We start from the raw sequence: 26343 nt of genomic DNA, 5'->3' as shown, positions 1-26343 counted from the left end.
TAGATACTACGATAATTGCAATATTTAACGCTTGATTTAACATGACCCACTTACCCGATTCCATTGAAGAAGCCGCACAACAGGCGATCGCTGCCACATTTACCGCCATTGCAGAAGGGCATCGTCGCCTCCTGGTAGACCTGCACTTCCCCGAACTCAAACCCATGCCGATCGCTCGCTATTTTGCGCAAGCGTGGCAAGAGCGTTACGGACAGGCATGGCAAGCCTTATTTTCCGACGCGGGTGCTGCCGCGCTAGCAAAACGCGATTGGGCAGATATGGATATTTCCATGCGCGGTGTCAATGAAGGTAGAGCCGCAATCCGCGATGAGGACGAAGCATTTTTGCTAGTAGCACCTACCTCGGTCGAAGTAGATCGCGTTGAGAAGTTGCTACAACTAGCTGGCGATCGCCCCTTTCTCTTACTCAATCCTCGCCTGGAAAATAGCGAAGTGGGTTTAGGGCTATCGACGCGTAAAATGCGCGATCGCTTTTTATCTACTTTTGAGGTTTGCTATTACGTGCTACCCCTAGAACAAGGGGCATTATGGCGTTGCTATCCTCAAGTATGGCAGGTGTGGCAGCACGGCGAAACCGAAATGAAGATGATATTTGAGAGCGAACAGCGCCCCAACAGCGACGATCTCGATCGCATTTTCATGAAGGCTACCGGCAAGCGATCGTCCTTTATGAATCGCATGCAGGAACTATTCAATGCCTTAGGACGCTAGCACAGTCGATTCCTGCAAGATCGTCGTCGTAGGGGCAGTGCCCCCGTGCCTGCCTGCGCTTCCCGTGCCTGCCCTGTGCCCCGTGCCTGCCTTGTGCCCCTGTGCCTGCCTTGGGGCGATTCCTTATTTCCTTCGGAAACGCTTCGTAAGCAGGGTACGTAACGCTGTCGGGGGGATTGTCCCTACGGATATTTTATTTACGAGGCAACCGAAGATCGACTAATCTGCGGTCGGCTTGATTAGCAGTACCGGACAAGGGGCTTTGACGCGCACGTAGTCCGATACGGAAGAACCGAGTAATCGATCGAGATCGGGTAAATTCTTGGCGATCGAGGGGCGACGATCTGGAGAGGCCAGCATCAACAAACTCGCACCACTCTCATCAGCAGCATTGCAAATCTCGCGCCCAGGATCGCCACTACGCAGGAATGTTCGACAGGGCACGTTATATCTTTTCGCCTTATTCGCTGCATTCTCCAGCACCGGATCTGAGTCATTGGTGGAAGTTGACTTGGTGACGCGCACCAGGAGAATTTCAACATCTTCCCGATCGCTAACCATATTCAGGGCTAGATCCAGGCATTGCTCGGAAGCCGGCGTTCCATCCACTGCTACCATTACATTCCTGATGCTTTTGATATAAACATCATCCTTAACCAGTAACATAGGTGTGGACGAGAGCTGAAACACGTACTGGCTGACGGAATTGGCCAGGATTGCTTGCAAACGTCCCATGCCTCGCGAACCCATAACCAGCAAACTAGGGCTGAGTTCTTCAGCTACTTTACAAACAACATCCTTGGGGTCGCCTTCTTTGAGTACTGATACAAAGGAGTTACCGGAACTTACGTTAAGACTATTGGTTTCTTTTTCCAAAACCCGCTCGCCCGCCAGACGATACTCGGTCAAGCCGTCTCGGCTAGCAGGTATAGGAATGACGTGCAATACGGTGATCTGGGACTGTTGCATGCTGGGTAATTGCAACAACATATTCATCATTTCCCGCGATCGCCCCGATCCATCTACCGCTAATAGTATTTTTTCAAACATTTGTCTTCACCTAGCGAATTTTTATAGCTATAGCCAATAGGCTGAGGACGGGGTGCAGGAGTGGAACACGGCAGTGACTCTAGGGGGGAACCCCCAAGATCGCCCTGCTTCCCCTGCGTGGGGGAACAGCCCCCACACCCCCTGTACTAACCGATCTGTCTACGGCCATATCAATTATTGTTTGAGTCAATAACAACTGGAAGTCTTTGTTGGCAAATTGTTGATAATCTTAAAGATTGGGTATACCTGATTCCCTTAATTACAGAAACACTATGTTTGCGATCGCAGTCGAGCAAAGACAATTCGAGACCTATATCCTCACCGATCCGAGCGCGCAGTCAAGCATTGAAGTCGTTCCAGAGCGGGGTGGCATCGTTACCAGTTGGCAAGTAGGCGGCAAGCCCATTCTATACATGGATACCGAAAGATTTGCCGACCCATCGCTCAGCATCAGAGGCGGCATCCCCATTCTCTTCCCAATTTGCGGCAACCTGCCCAACGATACCTATATCTATAACGGTCAGGCATATAAGCTCAAGCAGCATGGCTTTGCTCGCGATCTAGCTTGGCAAGTATCAGCGCGATCGACTGACGATTGCGCCAGTCTGACGCTCGTCCTGGAAAGTAATGCCCAGACGCGCCTCAACTATCCCTTTGATTTTCAAGTTGCTTTTACTTACCAACTCCAGGGCAATCGTCTGACCGTCCAGCAACGATATACTAACCTCTCGCAATCGGTAATGCCATTTGCAGCGGGTTTTCATCCCTACTTTGCAGTAGCAGATAAGCGGCAATTGCAATTCGATCTAACCGCCACGCAATTGTGGGATCATATCACCCAATCGGCTCAGCCTTATCCAGGTTATTTCGACTACGATCTAGACCAGGTTGACGTGGCATTTCTCGATTTTCCCTCCACATCAACGACAGTGCGCGATCGCAACCAAAATTTAAGCCTTAGTCTTAACTACTCATCATCTTTCACCACCCTGGTCTTTTGGACAGTCAAGGGCAAGGACTATTACTGCTTGGAACCGTGGACGGCTGCCCGTAATGCGATGAATACAGGCGATCGCTTAATTCAGCTCGCGCCTCAGGCTAGTCTAGATGCAAGTTTTAGTCTCGCGGCGACATTTGGGTAAAGCATGGGGTTACAGGGGGTGTGGGGGCTGTTACCCGACACGCAGGGGTGGAACCCCTGCACCCCGTCCTCAGCCTGGCCATACTTTTCGCTGAAGTATATGTGCCCTTATGCTTGTCCTAGCGCTCTCTGTAATAAAGCCAGATCTTCTGACTTAACTTTAAAGCGACCTCTTTCAATATCGCGAATCCAACTTTGGCTTTTACCCGTCATTTCCGCCAGCTTTCTCTGGCTCAAGCCCAAATCTTTGCGTGCTATGTGAATTTGTTCGCTGGAAAGACTCATCCGATCGGCTATTGACGTTACTGTGTGAGGTTTACTGACTTTGCGTTGCTTCTTCTTCTCTTTCTCTGCTTGATGCTCCCATCCCTCCGGTAACTCAAAGTATAAAATGCGAGCATTCATTAACCGACTCCATTTACCGCGCGGGCTAGCATCGGTTAACCTTCTATCCTTACTCCCATCATTAACCCAGAACTCCAGAGCTGACTCGGCATCGTCGGGAATATCTTGCAATCTAGCCCATAGTGGTTGAATCTCAGTTGGATAGGTTAGTGGATCGAATATTGGGATTAGTCCGTAGTGGCTGAGCGCTTCTAAATCGTTTTCAAAAGCACGAACGAGGCGCTTGCGGCTTTCGCGATCGCCACTTATCTGTGCAATTTTATCTGCTCCATAGGCAACCCGCATTAGAGTTGGCACCGTAATGCGCTGTTCGAGACCCATTTTGGTTTTGAACAACAACCATAACATCATGCGTACTGCACCTTCATGCTGTTGCCAGAGTCTCATTACTGCTGCGAGAAGCGACTTGGGTAAACTACCATACTGGTAGAAAGAGTTTCCCTCTTTATACCCCTGCTGATTGAGAAAATGTTGCGACCATTTCCCTGCTTTTACTCTGAAGGTCAAACCAACCAGGTGTCGGCAACCCATATCGTCTTCTTGAAAGTGATGCTGGATTTCTTGCATGTGCCATAAATGACTCCACTCCACTGAAAATCCTGGGACTCTACCCTGTTGAGCCCATTCCAGACTAACCTGAATTTGGCATGGTTGCTGCGCCAATTCCTTGATCAAGGCCAATTTGGCTATTTTGCTCAAGTCCTTGCGCTTGTCCAATCCCAGATATTCTTCAATCTGACGATCGTTGATAATAATCTCCTCTTCCCAAGGTTTCTCTAAATTTGTAGCATATGCTGCATAAATCAAATGCATGCAAGCCGAGCGGATGTCAAGTCCGTCCAGCACTGCTTCCGCGTTGAGGCTGGCTTCGTCAGTAACTCGAAAGGCAATTTTGTTACGCCCTTGTTTAACGGAGCGCTTGTAATAAAGATTGTTATCTGTCTCCTGTTGCCAGGGCAGCGATCGCCGTTGAGTCAAAACATTACAGAGTTCCCAGATCGCAATTGCAGAGGCAAAGGGACTATTAACACCATTTGAGAAAATCTCGGGACTGGTTATGGGCCTGACATCAGCTTTATATCTACCTTTTTTGGCTTGATATGGTACAGGAGTATCGTTTTCGCAGGTCAGCAAGCATTGAGGTTCTGGATAAAAACCTTCACAGTTGTTGCAAAGGGTGGAGTCGATCCAATATTGACCATTATCAATTTTAATAGCTCCAGTGGGACATTGCGGGCGGCAAAGATCGCAGCCAACACATTGGTTTGTAATACTATAAGCCATGACATTAAGCTATTTCGATCGGTTGAATTAAGCTGGAACAAAAGATAAAATAACCTGAACTCAGAAGGATGCGTCACTGGAAAGTTTTTGCTATCAGCCTATATGTTATCGATTGATAACATAATTACACGACATTAAAACTAGAAAATTCTAAATTAGCTAACGATCTTAATTTAGTTAAGATCGCTAACAATACACTTTTAATAGAAATATGCAGGTAATATTGTCCAGTATGAGCCAATTAATAATTTTTTAACAATTTTTAAAACTCATATGGTATAACCATTTCAGCTTCGAATTTGGTAACAATGGTTGCATTTTTGATAATGCGTTAAAAAGCAAAATAAATTTAGATTGATTTGTTTGCGGCAAACATTTTCAGCTCTTAAATTCGCTGGCGGAATTACTTGATTGTGAAGTAAAGAGATTTTATTGCTCTTCTCATTTTGCGATCGCCAATCTGGGATTTTTTAATGTCTATAAGCTAAGAATTAGATTACAATTAAACAATAGAGATAGAATGCTTTATTGGTATGCAAGTTCTCGAACAAAAATTTTCCTGGTACGCAGTCCCTGAAGATATCAAACGCTTGCTGGTACTGGCAGCAGAATCTTGGGAAGATCGGACTCTGTCCGAACAGTATATTAACCAAGCATTGGAGATCGACAATGCTACCAATAACGATAGTGTAGATGTTTTAGTAACTGCCTATCGCTATTTTTTTTACAAGAATAGCAACGATCTGGCGCTTAAAATGGCTCGTAGAGTCATCAACAAGGTGATAAATTCAGAGCATTTACCCGATCGCTGGGAAGAACTTAAACCCATTTTGCTCGATCGCAAAGAAGATCCTGCGATCCGCCTGTACCTGAATGCCTATACGGCCTCTGGTTTTATGTTGGCAAGACTGGGGGAACCCGAACTAGCTAAGGAGATTGCCAATAAAGTTAAAGAGGTTGACAATCGCAATGAATTTGGAGCTTCCCTCGTACTGGATATTCTGACCCGTCCGCCCGAGGAAGAAGATGAATAATCACGCAAATATAAATCTTTAGAACCTATGCAAAATCGCGACTGGCACGTAGATGCAGATGGCTGCTGTCGAGCCTGCAAATCGCCTAGATCGTGGGATTTGCTCAAAGAGAACTATCGATTCTACAGGTTCCTTACGGAGGTAGAGGATGCGCTAGAACTTGCCGATCGCGAAGTGGATTGCCTGCCCACTATCCGCAAACTGGTGCGGAAGTTGACAATTAATTCCTACTGGCTGCAAACTCAATACTTAGAACCTTCGCCTAAAAAGGGAGATGCCATTTTGCTGCTCTATGACGAAATAGGTTTTCCCCTCACCGTACAGACCGAAACATTGATGCAGGGGCAAAAATCGTCAATTCACAATCACGGTACCTGGGGGGTAATTGCCATATTAAAAGGTCAAGAGAAAAATTCATTTTGGCACAGAACTCCAAACTCAGAATTCGATTGTAAAATTGAACTTGTAGAAGAGAAAATTCTGCATCCTGGTGATATAATAAGTTTTACGCCTGATGCTATTCACAGTGTAGAAGCAGTATCTGTGGAGCCTACGATCGCCTTTAATATTTACGGTGAAACCACTCACTCACAGCGCTTTGAGTTCGATCCTGTGAATCATACAGCGAGAAATTTCTAGTCGATCTCCGTCGAGCGATCGCTTCATTATGTTTACTTCAGAACAGCTAGCACGTGAATTCATTGCCGTTGTGGAGGATTTCTATCCGCAAATAGGTGTATTGCTACAAAGATGTTGCGTCAGAGCGATTAACGCCTACTCTAAGACTAGTCGCAAACATTTCCGATATATTGGGATTTACTGTCCCGAAGATCTGATGGCTGCCGTGCAGTTGCATAAGTATCCCCTTAGGGAAATAGCAGAGAATATGGGATTAGTCGAAGTGGTTTGTATCAACGCCACGCGACTGTTACGCGATCCAATGTCTAATCTCAAGTACACCGACCCGCGCTTCTGGTTGGAGCTGCATCTTTTACTGCGAAATTAGAGAGCGATACCAAATCCGCATTAATTACCCTTAATATTGCCTGACGACTGGAAGTCGCAGCTACACAAACAAAGTTCGCCTGCGCGGACTTCAAGTAAGGAGATTGCTACGAAACAATATACCTAGGTGTAGGGGCAGGTTTTGCCCAATCCTGATGGTTTTAACCGAAGATAAACTGCAAAACCTGCCCCTAAGTGGATTTTATTTGCTAGAAATCTCCTAAAAGGGGGTTGGCAACCCAGGATTTGGTATGAGATGGCAGATAACTCTAAGATTTCACAAATAACTTATCTAATGACTGTTAGGACAGGTCTGTAAGTCTTGATGGGTTAAATCTTCAACTTTAGATCTTTGAGAGGCATCGATAGGTTGCAAACCGATCCATTTGTCTATTCGATCGACATCAAAACCCACCTCGCGCCGATCGCCTACTTGCATTAAAGGTCGACGAATTAGCAACCGATCTTGCAGCATCAATGATAGCGCAGTTTCAGTATCGATCTGTTCGGGAATTACTTCTTGAGACTTTATCTTAGGAGCTGAGCGATTGAACCAATCGGCGACGGGTAACTGACCGAAGAACGATCGCAGGCTCTCGGCAGTCCAGGTCTCAGCGAGTAAGTTGCGAACCTCCAGATCGTGCCCTGCCGCCTTGAGTAGAGCTTTCTGTTTGGTATTATTGATGCAGCCAGGTTTTTCGTAGAAAATTACAGTTGCCATCTCTAGTATTTCAATATTTCAATACTTCAATATTCCAAACGCAACCTAAAGGTGTTTCTCTAAAAGAGTTGGGATATCTCCGAATTTGACTCCACTACAATGCTTTTTCCCAGGCATAAACATGAGATTAGGACTGCCAGACGAACAGCGCTTAAGACAGCCTGTAGTTTCGATTGCTACCTTGCCTAGCAAGCCGCGATCGCGCAGAGCATCTTCTATCGCATGATACAGCTTCTTGCCGCCGCGCTTGAGACAACTAGACTTGTGACATACCAAAATAGTCCGTACTTTAGTTGAGATAGTCGGAATTTCTGTCTCAGTCGGCTCTTGCACTGCAATTTGCTCGACCGTTTCGGCAGAGGGGCAGTTAAGACAGTCGGTAGGTACGATCTGTTGGGCTTTGAGCTTTATATCCCCGGATTCGGGATCTAGCTTTCCTAAACCCGTGATGCGAATGCGCTCTCCTAAACTGAGGTTAAATCTGGCAAAATGGCGTAAATCTTTGGTCAGCTTGACCTGCACCGTCTCATCAAGAAATTTAAGACGTAAATACTTCAGCTTATCGCCGGCATGACCGTCAAAACCTAAAAACTGCCCTTCAAATTCAAATTGCCAGGGCTGCTGATAGTTAGAGTTGCCCATATTTTTGTTCCTCCACGGCTCAGTTTGCTTGAATCGTTCAGGCCAGTCGCCTTGCTTCCACAGTCTGCGGTAGAGTTAAGGGATCTGCCAAATCCGCGATCGCTAACTCCCAACCATTAGACAGGGTGAAGATTCTGGCTCCATTGGCATCAAAAGTTTGATTCACTACTTCTTCTTCTAGATCCTTCTTCGCCACGTAAGCTAATAACTTACCTGCGGAATTGTTGCGAAGCATTACTTTCATGTTCCCTGTCCTTCCTCTGCGATTTCAAGTTCTTTCTTTTTACAACCGACAACAAATCCTCTACTTATGAAGTGCACGGCATAAATATAGGAGCTTTGTAGATACGTGCCAATCCCAACTACATAGCCAACGTCACCCTTTTTTGCCAGCGTTGCTCCTATTTCCTGACCGGGAAACGTGCCGTCATTGCGAATTAGCTTGCGAACCCGTACTTTTTCACCGATCTCAAATACAGGTGGGCTTTCAATTTCTATTTCATCCCTGAGCACGAGCATACCTCCCTTTCGACACTAAGGCGATCAACTCGTCAGCAGTCAGGCCCCTCTTTAGCTTAATGGATAAGCTGCGCGCTGCTTCTAAGATGACCTGAGTTTCTGCCGAACCTACATTAACACCCTGCTGTTTGAGCGCATCGAGCACCAAATGCCGTCCTGAATGCTTGCCCACCACAAAGCGCCTCTCCCAACCGACTTCTTCGGGAGCGAAAGGTTCGTAGGTAACGGGGTTTTTCAATACGCCATGAGCGTGAATCCCCGACTCGTGGGCAAAGGTATTTTCTCCCACCACAGCCTTCCACGGTGGCACCTCGTGATTAGATGCTTTAGCTACCAATTGAGATAGTCGTAATAGTCTCTTAGTATCAATTCCCACTTCTATTTCATAAATCCGTTTGAGAGCCATAATCACTTCTTCTAAAGCAGCATTACCGGCTCTTTCACCCAGACCATTGACAGTTGTGTTAACAGATATAGCTCCAGCCTTAATGCCAGCTAAAGCATTAGCAGTAGCCAAACCCAGGTCGTTATGCGTGTGCATTTCCACTGGGATAGATAATTCTGAAACCAGTTTGCGAACCTTGCTGTAAGTTGTAAATGGATCGAGAATGCCGACTGTATCGCAAAAACGGAACCGCGATGCACCCTGTTGTTCGGCAAATAACGCCACATCCAGGAGGAAGTTTTCATCGGCTCTAGAGGAATCTTCTCCTCCCACAGCCACCCACAGCCCGCTATCGAGCGCATAGGCGATGCTTTCATGCAGGCGATCCAACATCACGCGCCACTGCCCGTGAAATTTAGCTGCGATCTGAACTTCCGAAACGGGCACTGAAATATGCACGCGTTTCAACCCGCAGGCAATCGAAGCCTGAATGTCGGATTTCACAGCGCGATTCCAACCCAATAGTTGAGCTTTTAATCCCAGGTCGTTAATCGCAGCGATCGCCATTGCTTCTTCCTGCCCGATCGCGGGAATACCTACTTCGAGTTCGCGAATGCCGATCTCATCTAAAAAAGTTGCGATTTCTACCTTCTCCGCAACGTTAAAGGCAACACCAGCAGCCTGTTCGCCATCACGCAGAGTTGTATCGTTGATATGAATTTGACTCATGTCTGCTCCGAGGAAATTGCAAAATTGGGATGCTTCTATAGCGTTTTTCAATTGAGAACAGGTTTTATTGACGGGGTGAAGGGGTAGAACTCCTTCTTGGGGGCAACGCCCCCACCCCCCTTCTCGTTTTGATCTGAAAACCGCTATATAACTTGATGGCATACATTTAAGGGCAGTAGGGGAAGGTTTAGCTAAATGCTGTTTTTTTGCTAGCAGCACCTGTCAAAAAACTGCCCCTACAACAACAGATTGTCATTGGCTGTCTACTTAGCTCGTAGTTTAGGTTTGGAGTGAGGTTCTGGATGAATTTTTACCGCGAGGTAAATTGCAAATGTATATGCACATGTGTAAAGTGCGAACATGCTGAGTGCAGAGAGTAGTGTAAGCATAGTAGCCTCCTAGAATTTAATAGTCGGCGATCGTCCATTTAGTAGCAAATCGCCGAACGAGTGTGAGTTTTTAGCAGATACTTCGGATTATTTTTTAGACGATACAAAGCTTACAGTCAGGCTGTCTTCTGCTAAGAAGTGAGCGAGATGGAAGGCGCGATCTTCCGCAGGCAAGAGAATGGTTTCGTACAGATAGCGAGTGGCGCGATCGCCGATACTTTCAGCCTGTACTGCTTGTCGCCGCAGTAAATCCAGAATAGCCTGTTCCATTTGCAGATCGTGTTCGACCATTTCTCGCGCTGAAAAAACTCCATCGGGCTCCTGGGGAGCGCAAGATAACTCTGCGAGTTTTGCAAAACTGGCTGCTGGCGTACCGCCCAGACCATTTAACCTTTCCGCTATGGCGTGAACGTGTCCTGCTACTGCCCCGTAGCTTTCTTGAAAGTACTCGTGGAGGGAATAAAACTCAGCGCCATCCACGACGAAGTGATGTTTTTGATATTGGAGGTAAAGAGCTTGATAGCTCGCCAAGGCAATATTCAGTCCTTCGCAAATGGGAACTGTAACCTCAAGTCCCAATCCCACAGCATTATCCTGTACTTGTCCGAACGGTACAAACGTTAACTGGGTCATCGTTTTCTCCTTTGATAGTTGAAGTGATATGGCGTTTTTCAATTGAGAACGGGTTTTATTGACGGGGTGAAGGGGTGCCACACGGCAGTGGCTCTAGCGGGGAACCCCCAAGACCGCCCTGCCTCCCCTTCTTGGGGGCAACGCCCCCAACCCCCTTCTCGTTTTCATCTGAAAACCGCTATAGTTGTCGATCTAGCGATTAATGAGGGAAGCACGCATCACGTTGCTTCAGCATCCCAACAGCGTTCTAGCCAATCCACCAATTCTTGGCGCGAGGCCGTAAATTGCTCGATCGTGCTGCGAACTAGAATGGCAGCAATACTATGATTTATCTCTACCCATAGCGAGCCGTCCGACGGACACCAACAGGGAATCGTTAACTCTTGCAAGCGACGATAAACCTGCCAGCGATCGCTCCGTGCAATTTTGACAATTTGACCAACCAGGGCATTAGAATCAGAAGGCTGAAACATCGCGATCACCTCAATTCTTCTCATTAGTTAGGGTTTGCAGTTGTCGCTCTAGCTGTTCAACCCGTTCCAATAAGGCGCGAATTACACTAGCTTCGGCATCGGGCATTTGTCCGTGTTCGAGCGGACAAAAACGCTCGGGCAAACGGCAGAGATTGCGACCCGGTACGCCCACTACCGTGCAGTCAGTCGGTACGTCCCGCAATACGATGGAGCCAGCACCTACGCGGACGCGATCGCCAATATGAATATTGCCTAAGACTTTTGCTCCTGCACCCACAACCACATGCCTGCCGATGGTAGGGTGGCGTTTACCGCTTTCTTTGCCAGTGCCACCGAGGGTTACTCCCTGGTAGATTAGCGCGAAATCTCCCACGATCGCAGTTTCTCCAATCACGACACCCATACCATGATCGATAAATACACCCCTCCCAATTTTGGCACCGGGATGAATTTCGATGCCTGTCAAAAAGCGGGCGAGGTGAGACATCAAGCGCGGCATGAATGGTATGCTGAGGTTATGCAACCAATGGGCAATGCGATGCATAAACAGGGCATGCAGCCCTGGATAGCAGAACAGTACTTCCAGCCAATTCTTGGCAGCGGGATCGCGTTTAAAGATAATACGAAAATCTACCAGCAATGTCTTGACCGTAGAGAGTAGGGAATTAGTTTCCGACTCTATGCGATCGCCAAAGTCAATATCATCCATGAGTGAATAAATACGATTCACCCCACTCTCTGTCATAGAGTTAGTTGCAGATGTACTGGGACTGGCGACGAGATTAGGATGTGACATGGAATTGCGGTGTAAGTGCAGTATAAATAGCTATTACTGCTTATATCAGGTGGCACCGCTGCGATTGCGATCGTTGGGTTCGATTGAAGATATTAGAATTATTAAGAATGTACTCAAAGCTTCTCAAATCAAAAATATCAAGCTTTTGAGAATTTTTTTGGGTGGGGGTACGAGTATTTTACACTTGAGATACAGGTATTTGGAGGTGAGGGTACGAGTATTTATGTACTCATCCCCTAACCCATACCAGATAAGGGCTTAACATTTTCTTTATATCTGTTTTGAGAAGATTAAAAATGTACTCACATACTTGCTTTATGGAATATTTTTTAGTAGGTTTGTAGCAACATATACCAGGTCTCAATCAAACGGTTCTACTTTAACACTTAAGTTCCCAAAATGCTACATTAGATACAGAAAATATTTTTATAACTTCTCTGAAGTTTGAGGTTGATACGGTCTGTCATCAAAAGTTCAAAAATTTTCTTGCATTAAATTCAAAAAGTGCTATTTTAGATACAGAAAAATTTTCTGTATCTTCCCTGGAGTAGAAATTAAGTGAGTCTGCTCCAGTCTTTTCCTTATTTTGAGTACTAAATCGCGATTTGCGAGAGATGCATGAAAATCCAGTCAAATCTATGCTAGGACTGGGTTTTGCCTGAGTACAGAAATGCAAGCCCCCCCATGCGAAAATACTAGAACCCATTCGCAAAAATACCAGTACCCTTATCCCAAAATATTTTTGGAATGCTTGCAGGTCAAAGATTTTATCTATTGAGTACATCCTTAATATATCAATAACTCTGATTTGCGCTCTTGGAAATTCCCTTCATTGGCCTACTGATATAACCTACTTAACAAGCCGCTCGAACACTTAGTCTTCAATACAGAACAATATTCAATTGCGTCCTGGTAGCTGAAGTGTTTAGATGCCCTCACTTGCATCACTGCGGTGTCGTCCACATTACTCAAGGGAATTCAATGCAAGCTACAGAAAAAACATCAGCGCTAGATTTGCTAGCAAAGTCTGGCATAAACGTATCTTCAACTGAAGCTGAGAAGAAAACCAGCGGTTGTGCCTCTTCAGGCTGCGGCACTAAAACAGAAGGGCTAGATGAAAGACTAAAAGAGCGGATTGCAAAACATCCATGCTATAGCGAAGAAGCCCATCATCACTACGCTCGCATGCACGTTGCTGTCGCACCGGCTTGTAATATTCAGTGCAATTACTGCAACCGCAAATATGACTGCGCGAACGAAAGTCGTCCTGGAGTTGTGAGCGAGCTTTTAACTCCAGAAGAAGCGGCTCATAAAGTATTGGTAATTGCCGGCAAAATTCCTCAAATGAGCGTCTTAGGTATTGCTGGCCCTGGAGACCCACTGGCTAATCCCGAAAAAACTTTCCGCACCTTTGAACTAATTGCAGATAAAGCACCAGATATCAAGCTGTGCCTATCAACAAATGGCCTGGCACTAACCGACCACGTAGATCGGATCAAACAACTAAATGTCGATCACGTTACGATCACGATCAATATGGTAGATCCGGAGATTGGTGCAAAGATCTACCCTTGGGTGCGCTTCAATCGCAAACGCCATACGGGTGTAGAAGCTGCTAAAATTCTCCACGAACGTCAAATGGAAGGATTGCAAGCCCTTAAAGAGGCAGATATCCTTTGCAAAGTTAACTCGGTAATGATTCCGGGCATCAACGACAAGCACCTGGCTGAAGTCAATGAAGTAATTCGTTCGCACGGTGCTTTCCTCCACAACATCATGCCTCTAATTTCTGCTCCAGAGCACGGCACTCACTTTGGCCTTACTGGACAACGAGGACCTACGCCAAAAGAGCTAAAGGAATTGCAAGACAGTTGCTCGGGCAATATGAATATGATGCGTCACTGTCGCCAGTGCCGCGCAGATGCAGTGGGACTGTTAGGAGAAGACCGCAGTCAAGAATTTACCAAAGAGAAATTCATGGAGATGGCTCCTGAATACGACGTTGAAGTGCGTAAAGAGGTTCATGCTGGTATTGAGCAGTTTAAAGACGATCTGAAGTCTGTCAAAGCCAAAGCAAAAAGAGGATCGGGCGATCGCTCTGCAACAGAGAACAGTCCCAAAATCATGGTGGCAGTGGCGACAAAAGGCGGCGGTATCGTCAACCAGCACTTCGGTCACGCTAAAGAATTCCAAATCTACGAAGTGGATGTCAATAATATTCGTTTTGTCGGGCACCGTAAGGTCGACCACTATTGCCAAAGTGGATATGGAGAGGAAGCAACTCTAGAAAATATCATTAAGACAATCTCTGATTGTCGGGCTGTCATAGCTTCCAAGATTGGCAGTTGTCCGCAGACAGAATTGCGGGCAGCAGGACTAGAGCCGGTCGAAGCCTACGACGTAATTGAAAAAGCTGCTCGCGATTTCTACGAACAGTTTCTGCAAGATCTAGAACAAGATCGACTTTTGAAGGAACAACTACAGGATCTGTAAAGAGCTAAAAGGAGTTTAGTCATGCCTTACACGACTAGGAATCAGTACATCTCTTGGGAAAGCTGTCAAGCGCAATGTCCCACCCAAGCTATCAAACGGTTTAACCATCACTATTGTATCGATCGCGAACTTTGTAATGGTTGCAAGGGCAGTGCTGTACGGATGTGCGGGTCGGCATTTCTCAGTGGCGATCGCTGTGTTTCCATCTTCGATGATGAAAACATCATTCCCAACCAGGACATCTATCCCAGGGACTCCAATGACTATTGGGAATCATGGTTTACTACCTACGCTCGCCTGGTGAAAAGACTCAGAACGATCCAACAACCGGCAGTCTAACACGAACTACAAAGCCACTAATACAGAGGTGCAAGCATGAGCGTGATTTATCTCGATAACAACGCCACTACGAGAGTGGACGATGACGTACTAGAGGCAATGTTGCCGTACTTGATCCGTTACTATGGCAATCCTTCCAGCATGCATACCTTCGGTGGGCAAGTTGGTCGAGTAGTGAGTGAGGCGCGATCTCAGGTTGCAGCTCTCATCGGTGCCGAACCATCGGAGATCGTGTTTACCAGTTGCGGTTCGGAAAGCAATAATGCCGCGATTCGCGCTGCATTAGCTGCTAATCCCAACAAGCGACATATTGTAACCACACAAGTGGAGCACGCTTCCGTACTCAATCTCTGCAAGCTTCTAGAAAAGCAGGGCTATACTGTCACCTATCTCTCAGTAGATGAGAAAGGACAGCTAGATTTAGCAGAGCTAGAAGCCTCCCTCACGGGAAATACTGCTCTCGTTTCCATCATGTACGCCAACAATGAAACAGGTGTGATTTTTCCCATCGAGCAAGTAGGGCAAATAGTCAAAGAACGCGGCATCCTCTTTCATGTCGATGCCGTGCAGGCAGTAGGGAAAATCCCCCTGGACATGAAAACCAGTACGGTTGATATACTAGCGTTTTCAGGCCACAAGCTCCACGCTCCTAAAGGTATTGGGGCTCTGTACTTGCGCCGTGGTGTGAGATTCCGTCCCCTACTTGTAGGCGGCCATCAGGAGAGAGGTAGAAGAGCAGGTACGGAGAACGTTGCGGGTATCGTTGCTTTGGGTAAAGCAGCAGAACTGGCAACTTCCTATCTCTGGGATATCGATCGCGAAGGAAGGTTGCGCGATCGCCTCGAACAAGGTCTTCTCGCTACCATTCCTAACTGTCAGGTTAACGGGCATCCCACGCAGAGACTGCCAAATACTACCAACATTGGCTTCAAGTATATTGAAGGAGAAGCAGTACTGCTGTCGCTAGATAAATACCGGATCTGTGCTTCTTCTGGTTCAGCTTGTACTTCGGGTTCTCTAGAGCCTTCCCACGTCCTCAGAGCATTGGGATTGCCATACACCATCCTGCATGGTTCTATTCGTTTCAGTCTCTCTCGCTATACCACAGCCGAAGAGATCGATACAGTCTTAGAGGTGATGCCTCAGATCGTCGATCGCCTGCGCGCCCTCTCTCCATTCAATAGCGATGAAGCAGAGTGGCTGCAAGATCGAGGGCAAGCTCTAGTACTCCAGTAAATGGCAACCAGCGATCGGTGAAAAAATTAAAGCAACTCAAATCGCTGAATCTCATCCCCGATCGCGAACAAACAACTACTGAATAACTGATAACTAATAAACTGATAACTGGTGAATTGAATTATGTGGGACTATACTGAGAAAGTAATGGATTTCTTCTACAATCCCAAAAACCAGGGGTTGTTCGAGGGAGAACCCGAATCTGGCGTAAAAATCGTAACTGGCGAGGTGGGTAGCATAGCCTGCGGCGATGCGCTCAGATTGCACCTTAAAGTTGATGAAGCCACAAACATCATTCTCGACGCGCGCTTTCAAACCTTTGGCTGTGCTAGCGCGATCGCGTCCTCTTCCGCTCTAACCGAATTAGTGAAAGGCAAAACCTTGGATGAAGCCCTCAAAATCACAAATCGGCAAATAGCTGAAGCTTTAGGCGGATTGCCAGAAGAGAAAATGCACTGTTCGGTGATGGGACAGGAAGCTTTGGAAGCAGCGATCTTTACCTATCGCGGCATCCCTCTCGATACCCATGAGGACGATGATGGTGCCCTGGTCTGTACCTGCTTTGGCATTAGCGAAACTAAGATTAAGCGCGTTATTGCAGAGAACAACCTGACTGTTGCCGAGCAGGTGACAAATTATGTCAAAGCAGGTGGAGGTTGCGGATCTTGCCTGGCTGATATTGACGATCTAATTGCAGCAGTGCAGATGGAGTCATTACAGATAGAGCAAGAAAGGCAGAATCTAACTGTGGCCTATAGAGCAGAGAAAGAAGGTGAGGGAGCAGTTCTAACCAGAGTTGCGCCTCCTCTAACCACAATCCAGAAGATCTCTCTGATCCAGAAGGTCATACAAGAGGAAGTGCGTCCTCTCCTGGTTGCCGATGGTGGCGATGTGGAACTCTACGATGTAGAGGGCGATCGCGTCAAAGTGATTCTCAAAGGTGCCTGTGGTTCCTGTCCTAGCAGCACGGCAACTCTGAAAGGCGCGATCGAAGCTCGATTGCAGGAGCGAGTCCTGCCCACTCTAGTAGTTGAAGCTGTTTAAATTCATTCACTACCTTGATTATTATGAAACCTATTACTTTTAGTTCAACCCAACCTGGGTTGTGTGGCGAGCGATCGCCGCCAGTATCAAAACAATGGAAGTAATGTGAGATTCGTATTAAGAGCGACGGCGAATCACTAGACCAATTTTTCTGTCAAGCAAACCCAAATTTCACTCAGGAGAATAAATACTATGTCCTTGCGTCAAATCGCATTCTACGGTAAAGGTGGTATCGGCAAGTCCACAACCTCCCAAAATACAATCGCTGGTCTAGCTGAACAAGGCGAGCGCATCATGATTGTAGGCTGCGACCCGAAAGCAGATTCCACCCGTTTGATGTTACACAGTAAAGCGCAAACCACAATTCTTCACTTAGCAGCCGAACGCGGTGCTGTAGAAGATTTGGAAATTGAAGAAGTACTGTTAACTGGTTACAAGGGAGTCCGCTGCGTTGAATCTGGCGGTCCAGAACCAGGGGTTGGCTGTGCCGGTCGTGGGATCATCACTGCCATTAACTTCCTTGAAGAAAATGGTGCCTACGAAGATCTTGACTTCGTCAGCTATGACGTATTGGGCGACGTTGTTTGCGGTGGATTTGCCATGCCAATCCGCGAAGGAAAAGCTCAAGAAATCTACATTGTCACCTCTGGTGAAATGATGGCAATGTATGCAGCCAACAACATTGCCCGAGGCATTCTCAAATACGCTCACTCTGGTGGCGTGCGCTTGGGCGGTCTCATCTGCAACAGCCGCAAAGTCGATCGAGAAGTCGAATTAATCGAAACCCTGGCGAAGCGTCTGAACACGCAAATGATCCACTTCGTCCCACGCGACAACGTGGTGCAACATGCAGAGCTGCGTCGCATGACTGTGATTGAATACAATCCCACCCACTCACAGGCAGACGAATATCGCACGCTTGCCAAGAAAATCAAGGAAAACACGAATCTCACCATTCCGACTCCTATCTCTATGGATGAATTGGAAGAGCTACTTGTGGAATTCGGTATCCTTGGCGATGACAAGGAATTCGAGCATCTAGTTGGCAAGACAGCAGCAGAAGTTGCAGTTGTCTAGGTAAGTACTGTATTCCCACTCGGGTGGGCTGTATTATAGCCCACCCCCTGCCCCTCAGTTATATCAATCGGAGAGGAAGCTATGACATTGAATATTGATGAAAAGAAAGCGGTTATTAAGGAAGTCTTAGAGGCTTATCCTGAGAAGAGTGCTAAGAAGCGAGAAAAGCACCTGAACGTCTATGAAGAGGGAAAATCCGACTGTGGTGTTAAGTCCAATATCAAATCGCTGCCAGGCGTGATGACTACCCGTGGCTGTGCCTACGCTGGTGCGAAAGGTGTGGTTTGGGGGCCTGTTAAAGACATGATTCACCTCAGTCACGGACCTGTGGGATGTGGCTACTACTCCTGGTCTGGTCGTCGCAACTACTACATCGGCACCACAGGCGTTGATACATTCGGTACGATGCAATTTACCTCTGACTTCCAAGAACGCGACATTGTCTTTGGCGGCGATAAGAAACTAGCTAAGCTGCTTATCGAAATGGAAGAACTCTTCCCTCTCAACAAAGGCATCACAATTGAATCAGAATGTCCCGTTGGTCTGATCGGCGATGATATCGAAGCTGTATCCAAGAAAGCCAGCAAAGAAATTGGCAAGCCCGTCGTACCCGTACGTTGTGAAGGTTTCCGTGGTGTTTCCCAATCGCTCGGACACCACATTGCTAACGACACGGTGCGCGACTGGGTACTTCCGATCGCCGATAAAATGGCAAAAGACGGATCGCTCAACTTTGAACCTGGCCCCTACGACGTAGCAGTAATCGGCGATTATAATATCGGTGGTGATGCCTGGTCTTCTCGCATCTTGCTGGAAGAAATGGGATTGCGCGTCGTGTCACAATTCTCAGGTGATGGCACTCTAAACGAAGTGCTACTTACACCGCAGGTGAAACTCAACCTCATCCACTGCTATCGGTCGATGAATTACATCTGCCGTCACATGGAGGAAACCTACGGTATTCCCTGGTTGGAGTTTAACTTCTTCGGGCCTACTCACATTGCAGAGTCACTGCGAGCGATCGCCGCTAAATTTGACGAGAAGATCCAAGAAGGAGCCGAACGAGTAATTGCTAAATACCAAGCCCAGAGTGATGCCATCATTGCCAAGTATCTCCCTCGTTTGGAAGGCAAGACCGTGATGTTGATGGTTGGTGGCTTGCGCCCGCGTCACGTCATCCCAGCCTTTAAGGACTTAGGGATGAAGGTGATTGGAACTGGTTACGAATTTGGGCACAATGACGACTACAAGCGCACTGCCGAATACGTAGATGATGGCACGATCATTTACGATGACGTTTCTGGTTACGAATTTGAAGATTTCGCCAAGAAACTGAAACCAGACCTGATTGCTGCTGGCATTAAAGAAAAGTACGTCTTCCAAAAGATGGCTCTACCATTCCGCCAGATGCACTCCTGGGATTATTCCGGCCCTTATCACGGCTACGATGGTTTTGCCATCTTCGCCAGGGATATGGATTTAGCCCTGAACAGCCCTACCTGGGGTTTGGTCAAGGCTCCGTGGAAGAAAGCCGAAGCAGCCGCATAGAGAGCTTGGAGGCAAGGGGCGGCAGAGAAAATTCTAGTTCATTCTTTACCTCTTCCTTGCTTCCATAGCAGTTTTCAACCTGAAAAGCAGGGGTTATTGGAGGCTATGCCCTTAAGAAGGGATTCTATCCCTTCGCCCCATAAACACCCTTCACAACCGAAAAGTGCTATTAGCGCGATCGCCAAAATTTATGAATGGAGAAAAACCATGGCTCAGAATGTAGAAAAGATCAAGGATCACGTCGACCTCTTCCATCAACCAGAGTATCAGGAACTATTTGAGGTCAAGAAGGAGTTTGAAGCCAAGCACAGCCCAGAAGAAATAGCACGGGTAGCAGAATGGACAAAGGGTTGGGACTATCGCGAAAAGAATTTTGCTCGCGAAGCCTTAACCATCAACCCAGCTAAAGCCTGTCAGCCCCTGGGAGCAATCTTTGCCGCCTCCGGTTTTGAAGGAACGCTACCCTTCGTACATGGTTCGCAGGGCTGTGTTGCCTACTTCCGCACCCATCTAACCCGCCACTTTAAGGAGCCTTTCTCGGCAGTTTCTTCTTCCATGACTGAAGATGCGGCGGTATTCGGCGGGCTACAAAATATGATTGATGGCTTGGCAAATGCCTACAGCCTCTACAAGCCCAAGATGATTGCCATGTGCACTACATGCATGGCTGAGGTCATCGGCGACGACTTGAGCGCCTTTATCAAGACCTCGAAGGAGAAAGGATCGATTCCTGAAGACTTTCCAGTTCCCTTCGCCCATACACCTAGCTTTGTCGGCTCCCACATCACGGGTTACGACAATATGCTGAAGGGCATTCTCACAACGCTCACGGAAGGTAAAAAGAAAGAGACAACCAACGGCAAGTTGAACTTCATTCCTGGTTTTGACACCTACGTCAACAATAATCGCGAGTTAAAGAGGATTCTGTCGCTGTTTGGTATAGATAACACCATCCTGGCAGAAAACTCGACGACATTCGATTCGCCCAACGAAGGTGAGTTTATCATGTACCAGGGAAATACAACCTTGGAAGAGGCAGCAGATTCGATCAATGCTGAGGCAACGATCGCCTTGCAAAGCTACTCCACCACCAAGACTCGGGATTATATCAATAAAGAGTGGGGGCAGAAGACTGCCGTATATCGCCCCTTTGGCATTCGCGGTACCGATGAATTTTTAACCGCCCTGTCAGAGTTGACTGGCAAGCCAATTCCACGCGAACTGGAAATCGAACGGGGTAAAGCAATAGATGCCATGACCGATTCTCAGGCATGGATTCACGGCAAACGCATTGCCCTTTACGGCGATCCCGACCTGGTCATGGGTCTGTTGAGTTTCCTGCTGGAATTGGGAGGAGAGCCAGTACACATTGTGGTTACAAATTCCAACCCTGAGTTTGAAGCAGAAGCGAAGGCTCTGTTGGCATCCAGTCCTTACGGTCAGGGTGCAACTGTCTGGGGTGGTAAGGATCTGTGGCACATGCGATCGCTCATGTTTACCGAGCCTGTGGATCTGCTGATCGGTAACTCCTACGGTAAGTACCTATGGCGCGATACCCATACACCCCTAGCGCGGATTGGCTATCCCATCTTCGATCGCCATCACCTGCATCGCTATCCCACGCTTGGGTATCAAGGCGCGATCAACCTGCTTAACTGGACTATCAACACGATACTGGAAGAGCTAGATCGCAAAACGATCGTGCCAGCAAAAACAGATATCTCCTACGATCTAATTCGCTAGCGAGATAGATAGGGATGGAGGATGTTACGTCGCTCGTCCTTCATCCGCTATTCTTGCTCTTTACGCATCTCCGTTTGCACCTACCCACCCATTCTCTGCGATAACGCTGACACTAGCTTATATCGCGAAGCCAATCGGTATATGCTCTTCCCAAGAGTGGGTGGTATTACTCCCAGACGTGAGATGCAAAGCGAGTCCAACCTTCACCTTTCTTGGAGGTTCTCCCTATGGCAGATATCCCTCTCTTACAGTTCCAATACCGATTGCCTCAGGTAATCGAAGCAATCCGCGATCCTCTATTCCCCATACGCAATTGGATGAATGGTATAGCAATTAAGGATGCAAAAACTGCCCGCCTGATTTGTCAGATCGTCCCTTCTCGTTGCCCCTTTGAAAGGGACGTTAGCATATTCGGTCGTACGATTCATATCCCAGCTCTTTGCCGGATTAATCCCCTTTATGAAGAAGTTGTGGCGTTGCGCCTGCGCAGCATAACCTATCTCTCAGAGGAATGTGGAGAGAATGTTACGCAATACATCACTTAACTCGTAACTAACTGGAACTAGTAGCCATGAAAATGACCGCAGGAAAGATTAAGGAATTACTCACAGAGCCAGGTTGTTCGCACAATCACCACAAGCATGAAGGCGGCAAAAAGAATAAGGCTTGCCAACAGCAGGCTCAACCTGGTGCCGCACAGGGTGGCTGCGCTTTCGATGGCGCTTCTATTGCTCTGGTTCCGATTACAGATGCCGCGCATTTAGTCCACGGTCCGATCGCCTGTGCGGGGAATTCCTGGGGCAGTCGGGGTAGTCTCTCGTCCGGGTCTCACCTGTATAAGATGGGATTCACGACAGATTTGAGCGAGAACGACGTTATCTTTGGCGGTGAAAAGAAACTGTACAAGAGTATTCTGGAAGTGCAGGAGCGATATCAACCCAGTGCCGTATTCGTCTATTCCACCTGCGTTACAGCCTTGATCGGTGACGATCTGGATGCGGTTTGTCAGGCTGCGGCTCAGAAAACAGGCATTCCTGTCATTCCCGTGAATTCTCCAGGCTTTATTGGGAGCAAAAACCTGGGCAACCGCGTTGGTGGGGAAGCGCTACTGGAATACGTTGTAGGTACTGTCGAACCTGAATTTACCACCCCCTACGACATCAACCTGATTGGCGAATACAACATTGCGGGAGAAATGTGGAGCGTCCTGCCCTTGTTTGAGAAGCTGGGCATTCGCGTACTGGCAAAAATCACTGGGGACGGGCGCTATCGGGACATTTGCGCTTCCCATCGTGCCAAACTCAATATTATGATCTGCTCGAAAGCGCTGATCAATATGGCGAGGAAGATGGAAGAACGCTACGGCATTCCCTACATCGAAGAGTCATTCTACGGTGTTGAAGATATGAATCGCTGTCTGCGCAATATCGCCCTAAAACTTGGCGATGCCGATTTGCAAGCACGCACGGAGCAGTTGATCGCAGAGGAAGAGGCTGCCCTCGATCGCGCTTTAGCTCCCTATCGAGCCAGACTCAAAGGCAAGCGAGTGGTACTGTATACGGGTGGTGTCAAAAGCTGGTCGATTATCTCAGCCGCGAAGGATCTGGGTATGGAAGTGGTGGCTACCAGTACCAAGAAAAGTACGGAAGAAGACAAAGCTCGCATTCGAGAGTTGCTAGGCAAAGACGGCATCATGATGGAAAAAGGCAACGCCCAAGAGCTATTGCGAGTGGTGGCACAGACCAAAGCCGATATGCTGATCGCTGGCGGTCGCAACCAGTATACCGCCCTGAAAGCACGCATTCCTTTCCTCGACATCAATCAAGAACGCCACCATCCCTACGCTGGCTATGCTGGCATGGTGGAGATGGCGAGAGAACTCGACGAGGCTCTCTATAGCCCCATATGGGCACAAGTTCGCAAACCAGCACCGTGGGAACAGGAGGCGGTCTAATGGCTACAGTTACCAGTCACAAAAAGTCAGTTGCTATTAATCCGCTCAAACTCAGCCAACCCCTGGGAGCTTCTCTGGCATTCTTGGGATTAAAAGGTATGATGCCGCTGTTTCATGGCTCGCAAGGGTGTACTGCCTTCGCTAAAGTAACCCTGGTGCGGCACTTCCGCGAAGCAATTCCCATGTCTACTACCGCCATGACGGAAGTAACGACTATCCTGGGCGGCGAAGATAATATCGAGCAAGCTATTCTAACTCTAGTTGCCAAGGCGAAACCGGAAATCATCGGTTTGTGTACGACCGGACTGACGGAGACGAGAGGCGATGACATGGATGGCATATTGAAGAGCATTCGCGGTCGCCACCCCGAGTTAGACGAGCTACCAATTATCTTCGTTTCTACACCCGACTTTAAAGGGGCGTTGCAAGAAGGTTTCGCCGCTGCTGTAGAAAGCATGGTGCGATCGCTGCCCGAGGCAGGAGAAATTAATCACGGTCAGGTGTCGATTCTAGCAGGCTCTCAATTTACCCCTGGCGATCTCCAGGAAATCAAAGATATCGTGACGGACTTCGGTCTCGTGCCTGTTGTAGTTCCCGATCTGTCCGGTTCCTTAGACGGTCATTTAGGCGAAAACTTCAGCGCGACGACCACGGGCGGCACGACTCTGGCTCAACTTCGCAGTTTGGGACAGTCGGCATTTACGCTGGCACTGGGCGATAGCATGCGACCCGCAGCGGAAATCCTGCAACAACGGTTTGGCACGCCCTACGAGGTGCTGTCGCAGCTAACGGGATTGGAAGCGACGGATAATCTGATCGCGCAGTTATTACGACTGAATCAGATCGGCGTGCCTGAGAAATACTGTCGCCAGCGCCGCCAACTGCAAGATGCCATGCTGGACGCGCACTTCTATTTTGGTCGCAAGCGCGTAGCTCTGGCACTGGAATCAGACCAGCTTGCGACCATGACCCACTGGCTGACTTCGATGGGAGCAAAAATTCAGACTGCCATCGTGCCAACGCGATCGCCCTTACTCGAAAAACTCCCAATAGAAACAGTTACTGTTGGCGATTTGGGAGATTTTGAGGATCTGGCGGCAGGAGCGGATTTGCTGATTACTAATTCGCACGGTGCGGAGATATCGCGAAGGCTAGATATCCCATTGTATCGAATGGGCATACCCATCCACGATCGCTTGGGCAACGGCCAGCGCTGTACTGTGGGCTATCGCGGCACGGTACAGATTCTATTCGATATCGGCAATCTTTTATTAGAAAGAGAGGAGGCGATGGCAAAGCATTGAGGTGATTGAACCTTTGTAAATGACTATAGCGGTTTTCAGATTCGGAACGATTGGGGGGTGGGGACTGCGCCCCCAAGTAAAGAGTGAAACCCCTTCACCCCCAAAATAAAAACTGTTCTCAATTGAAAAGTGCTGGAACGATCGATCTAGGAGGAGAGAAATGAAAATTGCATTTACTACAGAAGACGGAATTCATATCAATGCCCACTTTGGCTGGGCAAAGCAAATTGCAGTTTACGAAGTAACTGCCGAAAGATACGAATTCCTGGAGACCTTAGAATTCGCTGGCGATCTGCAAGAGGATGGGAATGAAGATAAGCTACTTCCTAAGCTAGAGGCTTTGGCCGGTTGCACGATCGTTTACGTCTCCGCGATCGGTGGTAGTGCCGCAGCCCGCCTGATTAACAAGCGCATCACGCCTATCAAAGCACCATCGGAAAACGATCGCATTACCGATGTCCTTGACAAAATGGTGCAGACACTGAAGGGCAGCCCACCACCCTGGCTGCGTAAAGCCCTTCAGCAACAGAAGACATCAAATTTTGAAGAAGAACTGGAGAAAGAACTAGTATGATTGCCACACCTACCCAAACGACAGCAACTTTATCGGAAATTTACGACACGCCATTTCTGAAAGAACTGGCAAGACAGATTCGCGCTCAAGATCATTACGGCGTTTATCGCGACTGGTCGGATGAATTGGTACTCAAGCCTTTTATTGTCAGTCGTGAAAAGAAACGTCAAATTTCTGTTGAGGGCGATGTCGATCCAGTTACCAAGGCAAGGATTTTAGCTTTTTATCGCGCGATCGCTGCCCGCATCGAACAAGCAACTGGCACGTTATCCCAAGTTGTTGTCGATCTAAGCCACGAAGGCTTTGGTTGGGCGCTCGTTTTCAGCGGTCGCCTTCTGGTCGTAACCCGTACGCTCAGAGATGCCCAGCGCTTTGGCTTTGATTCCGCTGAGAAGCTAGCAGCCGAGGGTGAGAAGCTAACCCAAGCTGGTATTGCCATGGTTGAGAGCCATCCTGAAGTTGTCAGACTCTAATGGGAGAAATTTATGGTGCAAGTAACGGATGCGATCGCAGTTGATGAACGCGAGCAAGATATTACTCGACTCAAAACTGAGATCAAACGCCTCAATAGTAAGGCAGGTCAACTCAAGATGGATCTGCACGATCTAGCAGAAGGGTTGCCAGCGAACTACAAGCAACTTATGGAGCTAGCAGCCACCACTTACGACATTTACTGCCAATTAGATGCCATGAAACAACAACTAGCTGCACTGGAGACACAAAGATGACCTGGGATTTCGCTAAATTCAAAACTCTCGTAGATGCTGAAGAGTATTTCGACTTCTTTCAACTCCCTTACGATCCTCAAGTGGTAAACGTCAATCGCCTGCATATTTTGCGAAAATTTTCGCAGAGCATGAAAGAGATCGATGCTGCTAACCCGAGCGCAGAGCAAAAATTCGAGCAATATCGACTGGCTTTTCAGCAGGCTTATGAGGTGTTTCTCAGTTCCACTGCCGTTGACGAAAAGCTATTTAAAGTATTCCAGCAGAAGCCAGCTAACGTAGTGCTGCTCTCGGAAATTGATGCTGAAGTCGATGCCGAAGTCGATGCCAACTGCGAAACCCTAGCCTAGAGCCTAGAGGATGTCAGGA

The 26343-nt window shown here is 47.8% G+C and carries 29 protein-coding genes; 19 read left to right on the top strand and 10 right to left on the bottom strand.

The genetic code is table 11. The features are described 5' to 3' along the window. The first annotated feature begins 41 nt into the window (after nucleotides 1–41). A complete protein-coding gene (locus PSE6802_RS0108305) occupies nucleotides 42–731 on the top strand; it encodes a DUF1995 family protein (protein ID WP_019499588.1) in 690 nt (229 codons plus the stop codon). 219 nt (nucleotides 732–950) lie between these two features. On the opposite strand, the gene PSE6802_RS0108300 is transcribed toward PSE6802_RS0108305, so the two are convergent. Beyond that, nucleotides 951–1781 (bottom strand): universal stress protein, encoded by an 831-nt coding sequence (locus PSE6802_RS0108300; protein ID WP_019499587.1) that lies wholly within the window; start codon nucleotides 1779–1781, stop codon nucleotides 951–953. 272 nt (nucleotides 1782–2053) lie between these two features. Here PSE6802_RS0108300 and PSE6802_RS0108295 point away from each other — a divergent pair, with 272 nt between their 5' ends. Next, nucleotides 2054–2923: an aldose epimerase family protein gene (locus PSE6802_RS0108295; protein WP_019499586.1), complete on the top strand. Its 870-nt coding sequence runs from the start codon at nucleotides 2054–2056 to the stop codon at nucleotides 2921–2923. Nucleotides 2924–3030: 107 nt separating this feature from the next. Here the strand turns inward: PSE6802_RS0108295 and PSE6802_RS0108290 are convergent, their stop codons facing one another. Continuing rightward, entirely contained in the window at nucleotides 3031–4611 is a 1581-nt protein-coding gene (locus PSE6802_RS0108290) for a helix-turn-helix domain-containing protein (RefSeq protein WP_019499585.1), read from the bottom strand. Between the two features lie 533 nt (nucleotides 4612–5144). On the opposite strand from PSE6802_RS0108290, the gene PSE6802_RS0108285 reads away from it, so the two are divergent. From PSE6802_RS0108285 to PSE6802_RS0108275, 3 genes are read left to right on the top strand one after another with little or no spacing between them, the layout of a single operon-like run. Then, the gene (locus tag PSE6802_RS0108285) at nucleotides 5145–5645 is read left to right on the top strand and encodes a hypothetical protein (protein ID WP_019499584.1); all 501 of its coding nucleotides are present in this window, start codon (nucleotides 5145–5147) and stop codon (nucleotides 5643–5645) included. A gap of 27 nt (nucleotides 5646–5672) precedes the next feature. Next, on the top strand, nucleotides 5673–6284 hold the full coding sequence (locus PSE6802_RS0108280) for a cysteine dioxygenase family protein (RefSeq protein ID WP_019499583.1): 612 nt from the start codon (nucleotides 5673–5675) through the stop codon (nucleotides 6282–6284). Nucleotides 6285–6312: 28 nt separating this feature from the next. Next, nucleotides 6313–6651 (top strand): hypothetical protein, encoded by a 339-nt coding sequence (locus PSE6802_RS0108275; RefSeq protein WP_019499582.1) that lies wholly within the window; start codon nucleotides 6313–6315, stop codon nucleotides 6649–6651. Between the two features lie 291 nt (nucleotides 6652–6942). Here the strand turns inward: PSE6802_RS0108275 and PSE6802_RS0108270 are convergent, their stop codons facing one another. The 8 genes from PSE6802_RS0108270 to cysE form a co-directional block, all read right to left on the bottom strand. After that, nucleotides 6943–7371: an ArsC/Spx/MgsR family protein gene (locus PSE6802_RS0108270; protein WP_019499581.1), complete on the bottom strand. Its 429-nt coding sequence runs from the start codon at nucleotides 7369–7371 to the stop codon at nucleotides 6943–6945. A gap of 45 nt (nucleotides 7372–7416) precedes the next feature. Continuing rightward, nucleotides 7417–8013, bottom strand: a complete 597-nt coding sequence (locus PSE6802_RS0108265; protein ID WP_019499580.1) for a (2Fe-2S) ferredoxin domain-containing protein — start codon at nucleotides 8011–8013, stop codon at nucleotides 7417–7419. Nucleotides 8014–8050: 37 nt separating this feature from the next. After that, nucleotides 8051–8257 (bottom strand): putative nitrogen fixation protein NifT, encoded by a 207-nt coding sequence (gene nifT, locus PSE6802_RS0108260; RefSeq protein WP_019499579.1) that lies wholly within the window; start codon nucleotides 8255–8257, stop codon nucleotides 8051–8053. Next, nucleotides 8254–8532: a nitrogen fixation protein NifZ gene (locus PSE6802_RS0108255; protein WP_019499578.1), complete on the bottom strand. Its 279-nt coding sequence runs from the start codon at nucleotides 8530–8532 to the stop codon at nucleotides 8254–8256. Before PSE6802_RS0108255 ends, nifT begins: the two co-directional genes overlap by 4 nt. After that, nucleotides 8513–9646, bottom strand: a complete 1134-nt coding sequence (gene nifV, locus PSE6802_RS0108250; protein WP_019499577.1) for a homocitrate synthase — start codon at nucleotides 9644–9646, stop codon at nucleotides 8513–8515. The genes PSE6802_RS0108255 and nifV overlap by 20 nt, the downstream gene beginning before the upstream one ends. 476 nt (nucleotides 9647–10122) lie before the next feature. Next, on the bottom strand, nucleotides 10123–10668 hold the full coding sequence (gene dpsA / locus PSE6802_RS0108245) for a DNA starvation/stress protection protein DpsA (RefSeq protein WP_019499576.1): 546 nt from the start codon (nucleotides 10666–10668) through the stop codon (nucleotides 10123–10125). A gap of 218 nt (nucleotides 10669–10886) precedes the next feature. After that, nucleotides 10887–11141, bottom strand: coding sequence for an Asr1405/Asl0597 family protein (locus PSE6802_RS0108240; RefSeq protein ID WP_026103165.1), 255 nt, complete (start codon nucleotides 11139–11141; stop codon nucleotides 10887–10889). A 10-nt stretch (nucleotides 11142–11151) separates the two neighbouring features. Further along, on the bottom strand, nucleotides 11152–11850 hold the full coding sequence (gene cysE, locus PSE6802_RS0108235; protein WP_051050617.1) for a serine O-acetyltransferase: 699 nt from the start codon (nucleotides 11848–11850) through the stop codon (nucleotides 11152–11154). 1068 nt (nucleotides 11851–12918) lie between these two features. On the opposite strand from cysE, the gene nifB reads away from it, so the two are divergent. From nifB to nifW, 14 genes are all read left to right on the top strand, one after another. Then, the gene (nifB, locus tag PSE6802_RS0108225) at nucleotides 12919–14430 is read left to right on the top strand and encodes a nitrogenase cofactor biosynthesis protein NifB (RefSeq protein ID WP_019499572.1); all 1512 of its coding nucleotides are present in this window, start codon (nucleotides 12919–12921) and stop codon (nucleotides 14428–14430) included. A 21-nt stretch (nucleotides 14431–14451) separates the two neighbouring features. Then, nucleotides 14452–14769 (top strand): hypothetical protein, encoded by a 318-nt coding sequence (locus PSE6802_RS28205; RefSeq protein WP_019499571.1) that lies wholly within the window; start codon nucleotides 14452–14454, stop codon nucleotides 14767–14769. 36 nt (nucleotides 14770–14805) lie between these two features. After that, nucleotides 14806–16005 (top strand): cysteine desulfurase NifS, encoded by a 1200-nt coding sequence (gene nifS / locus PSE6802_RS0108215; protein ID WP_019499570.1) that lies wholly within the window; start codon nucleotides 14806–14808, stop codon nucleotides 16003–16005. Nucleotides 16006–16128: 123 nt separating this feature from the next. After that, nucleotides 16129–17049, top strand: coding sequence for a Fe-S cluster assembly protein NifU (nifU, locus tag PSE6802_RS0108210; RefSeq protein ID WP_019499569.1), 921 nt, complete (start codon nucleotides 16129–16131; stop codon nucleotides 17047–17049). Between the two features lie 198 nt (nucleotides 17050–17247). Next, nucleotides 17248–18126, top strand: coding sequence for a nitrogenase iron protein (nifH, locus tag PSE6802_RS0108205; protein WP_026103163.1), 879 nt, complete (start codon nucleotides 17248–17250; stop codon nucleotides 18124–18126). A gap of 81 nt (nucleotides 18127–18207) precedes the next feature. Then, nucleotides 18208–19674, top strand: coding sequence for a nitrogenase molybdenum-iron protein alpha chain (gene nifD / locus PSE6802_RS0108200; RefSeq protein ID WP_019499567.1), 1467 nt, complete (start codon nucleotides 18208–18210; stop codon nucleotides 19672–19674). 207 nt (nucleotides 19675–19881) lie between these two features. Continuing rightward, on the top strand, nucleotides 19882–21417 hold the full coding sequence (gene nifK / locus PSE6802_RS0108195) for a nitrogenase molybdenum-iron protein subunit beta (protein WP_019499566.1): 1536 nt from the start codon (nucleotides 19882–19884) through the stop codon (nucleotides 21415–21417). 227 nt (nucleotides 21418–21644) lie between these two features. Beyond that, nucleotides 21645–21962, top strand: a complete 318-nt coding sequence (locus PSE6802_RS0108190) for a Mo-dependent nitrogenase C-terminal domain-containing protein (protein ID WP_019499565.1) — start codon at nucleotides 21645–21647, stop codon at nucleotides 21960–21962. Nucleotides 21963–21988: 26 nt separating this feature from the next. Then, a complete protein-coding gene (gene nifE, locus PSE6802_RS0108185) occupies nucleotides 21989–23371 on the top strand; it encodes a nitrogenase iron-molybdenum cofactor biosynthesis protein NifE (RefSeq protein ID WP_026103161.1) in 1383 nt (460 codons plus the stop codon). Next, nucleotides 23371–24675: a nitrogenase iron-molybdenum cofactor biosynthesis protein NifN gene (gene nifN, locus PSE6802_RS0108180; protein ID WP_019499563.1), complete on the top strand. Its 1305-nt coding sequence runs from the start codon at nucleotides 23371–23373 to the stop codon at nucleotides 24673–24675. The genes nifE and nifN overlap by 1 nt, the downstream gene beginning before the upstream one ends. Nucleotides 24676–24835: 160 nt before the next feature. Beyond that, nucleotides 24836–25249, top strand: a complete 414-nt coding sequence (nifX, locus tag PSE6802_RS0108175) for a nitrogen fixation protein NifX (protein ID WP_019499562.1) — start codon at nucleotides 24836–24838, stop codon at nucleotides 25247–25249. After that, entirely contained in the window at nucleotides 25246–25722 is a 477-nt protein-coding gene (locus tag PSE6802_RS0108170; protein ID WP_019499561.1) for a NifX-associated nitrogen fixation protein, read from the top strand. The genes nifX and PSE6802_RS0108170 overlap by 4 nt, the downstream gene beginning before the upstream one ends. Nucleotides 25723–25734: 12 nt before the next feature. Then, entirely contained in the window at nucleotides 25735–25977 is a 243-nt protein-coding gene (locus tag PSE6802_RS0108165) for a CCE_0567 family metalloprotein (RefSeq protein WP_019499560.1), read from the top strand. Further along, nucleotides 25974–26324 carry a nitrogenase-stabilizing/protective protein NifW gene (nifW, locus tag PSE6802_RS0108160; RefSeq protein WP_019499559.1) on the top strand — a complete coding sequence of 117 codons (351 nt, stop codon included), beginning with the start codon at nucleotides 25974–25976 and terminating at the stop codon, nucleotides 26322–26324. The genes PSE6802_RS0108165 and nifW overlap by 4 nt, the downstream gene beginning before the upstream one ends. The last annotated feature ends 19 nt before the right edge of the window (nucleotides 26325–26343 follow it).

This window comes from Pseudanabaena sp. PCC 6802 (genome assembly GCF_000332175.1).
Lineage (GTDB): Bacteria > Cyanobacteriota > Cyanobacteriia > Pseudanabaenales > Pseudanabaenaceae > PCC-6802.
Note: the sequence above shows the minus strand (reverse complement) of the source record. Positions and strands in the feature narration are given on the sequence as shown.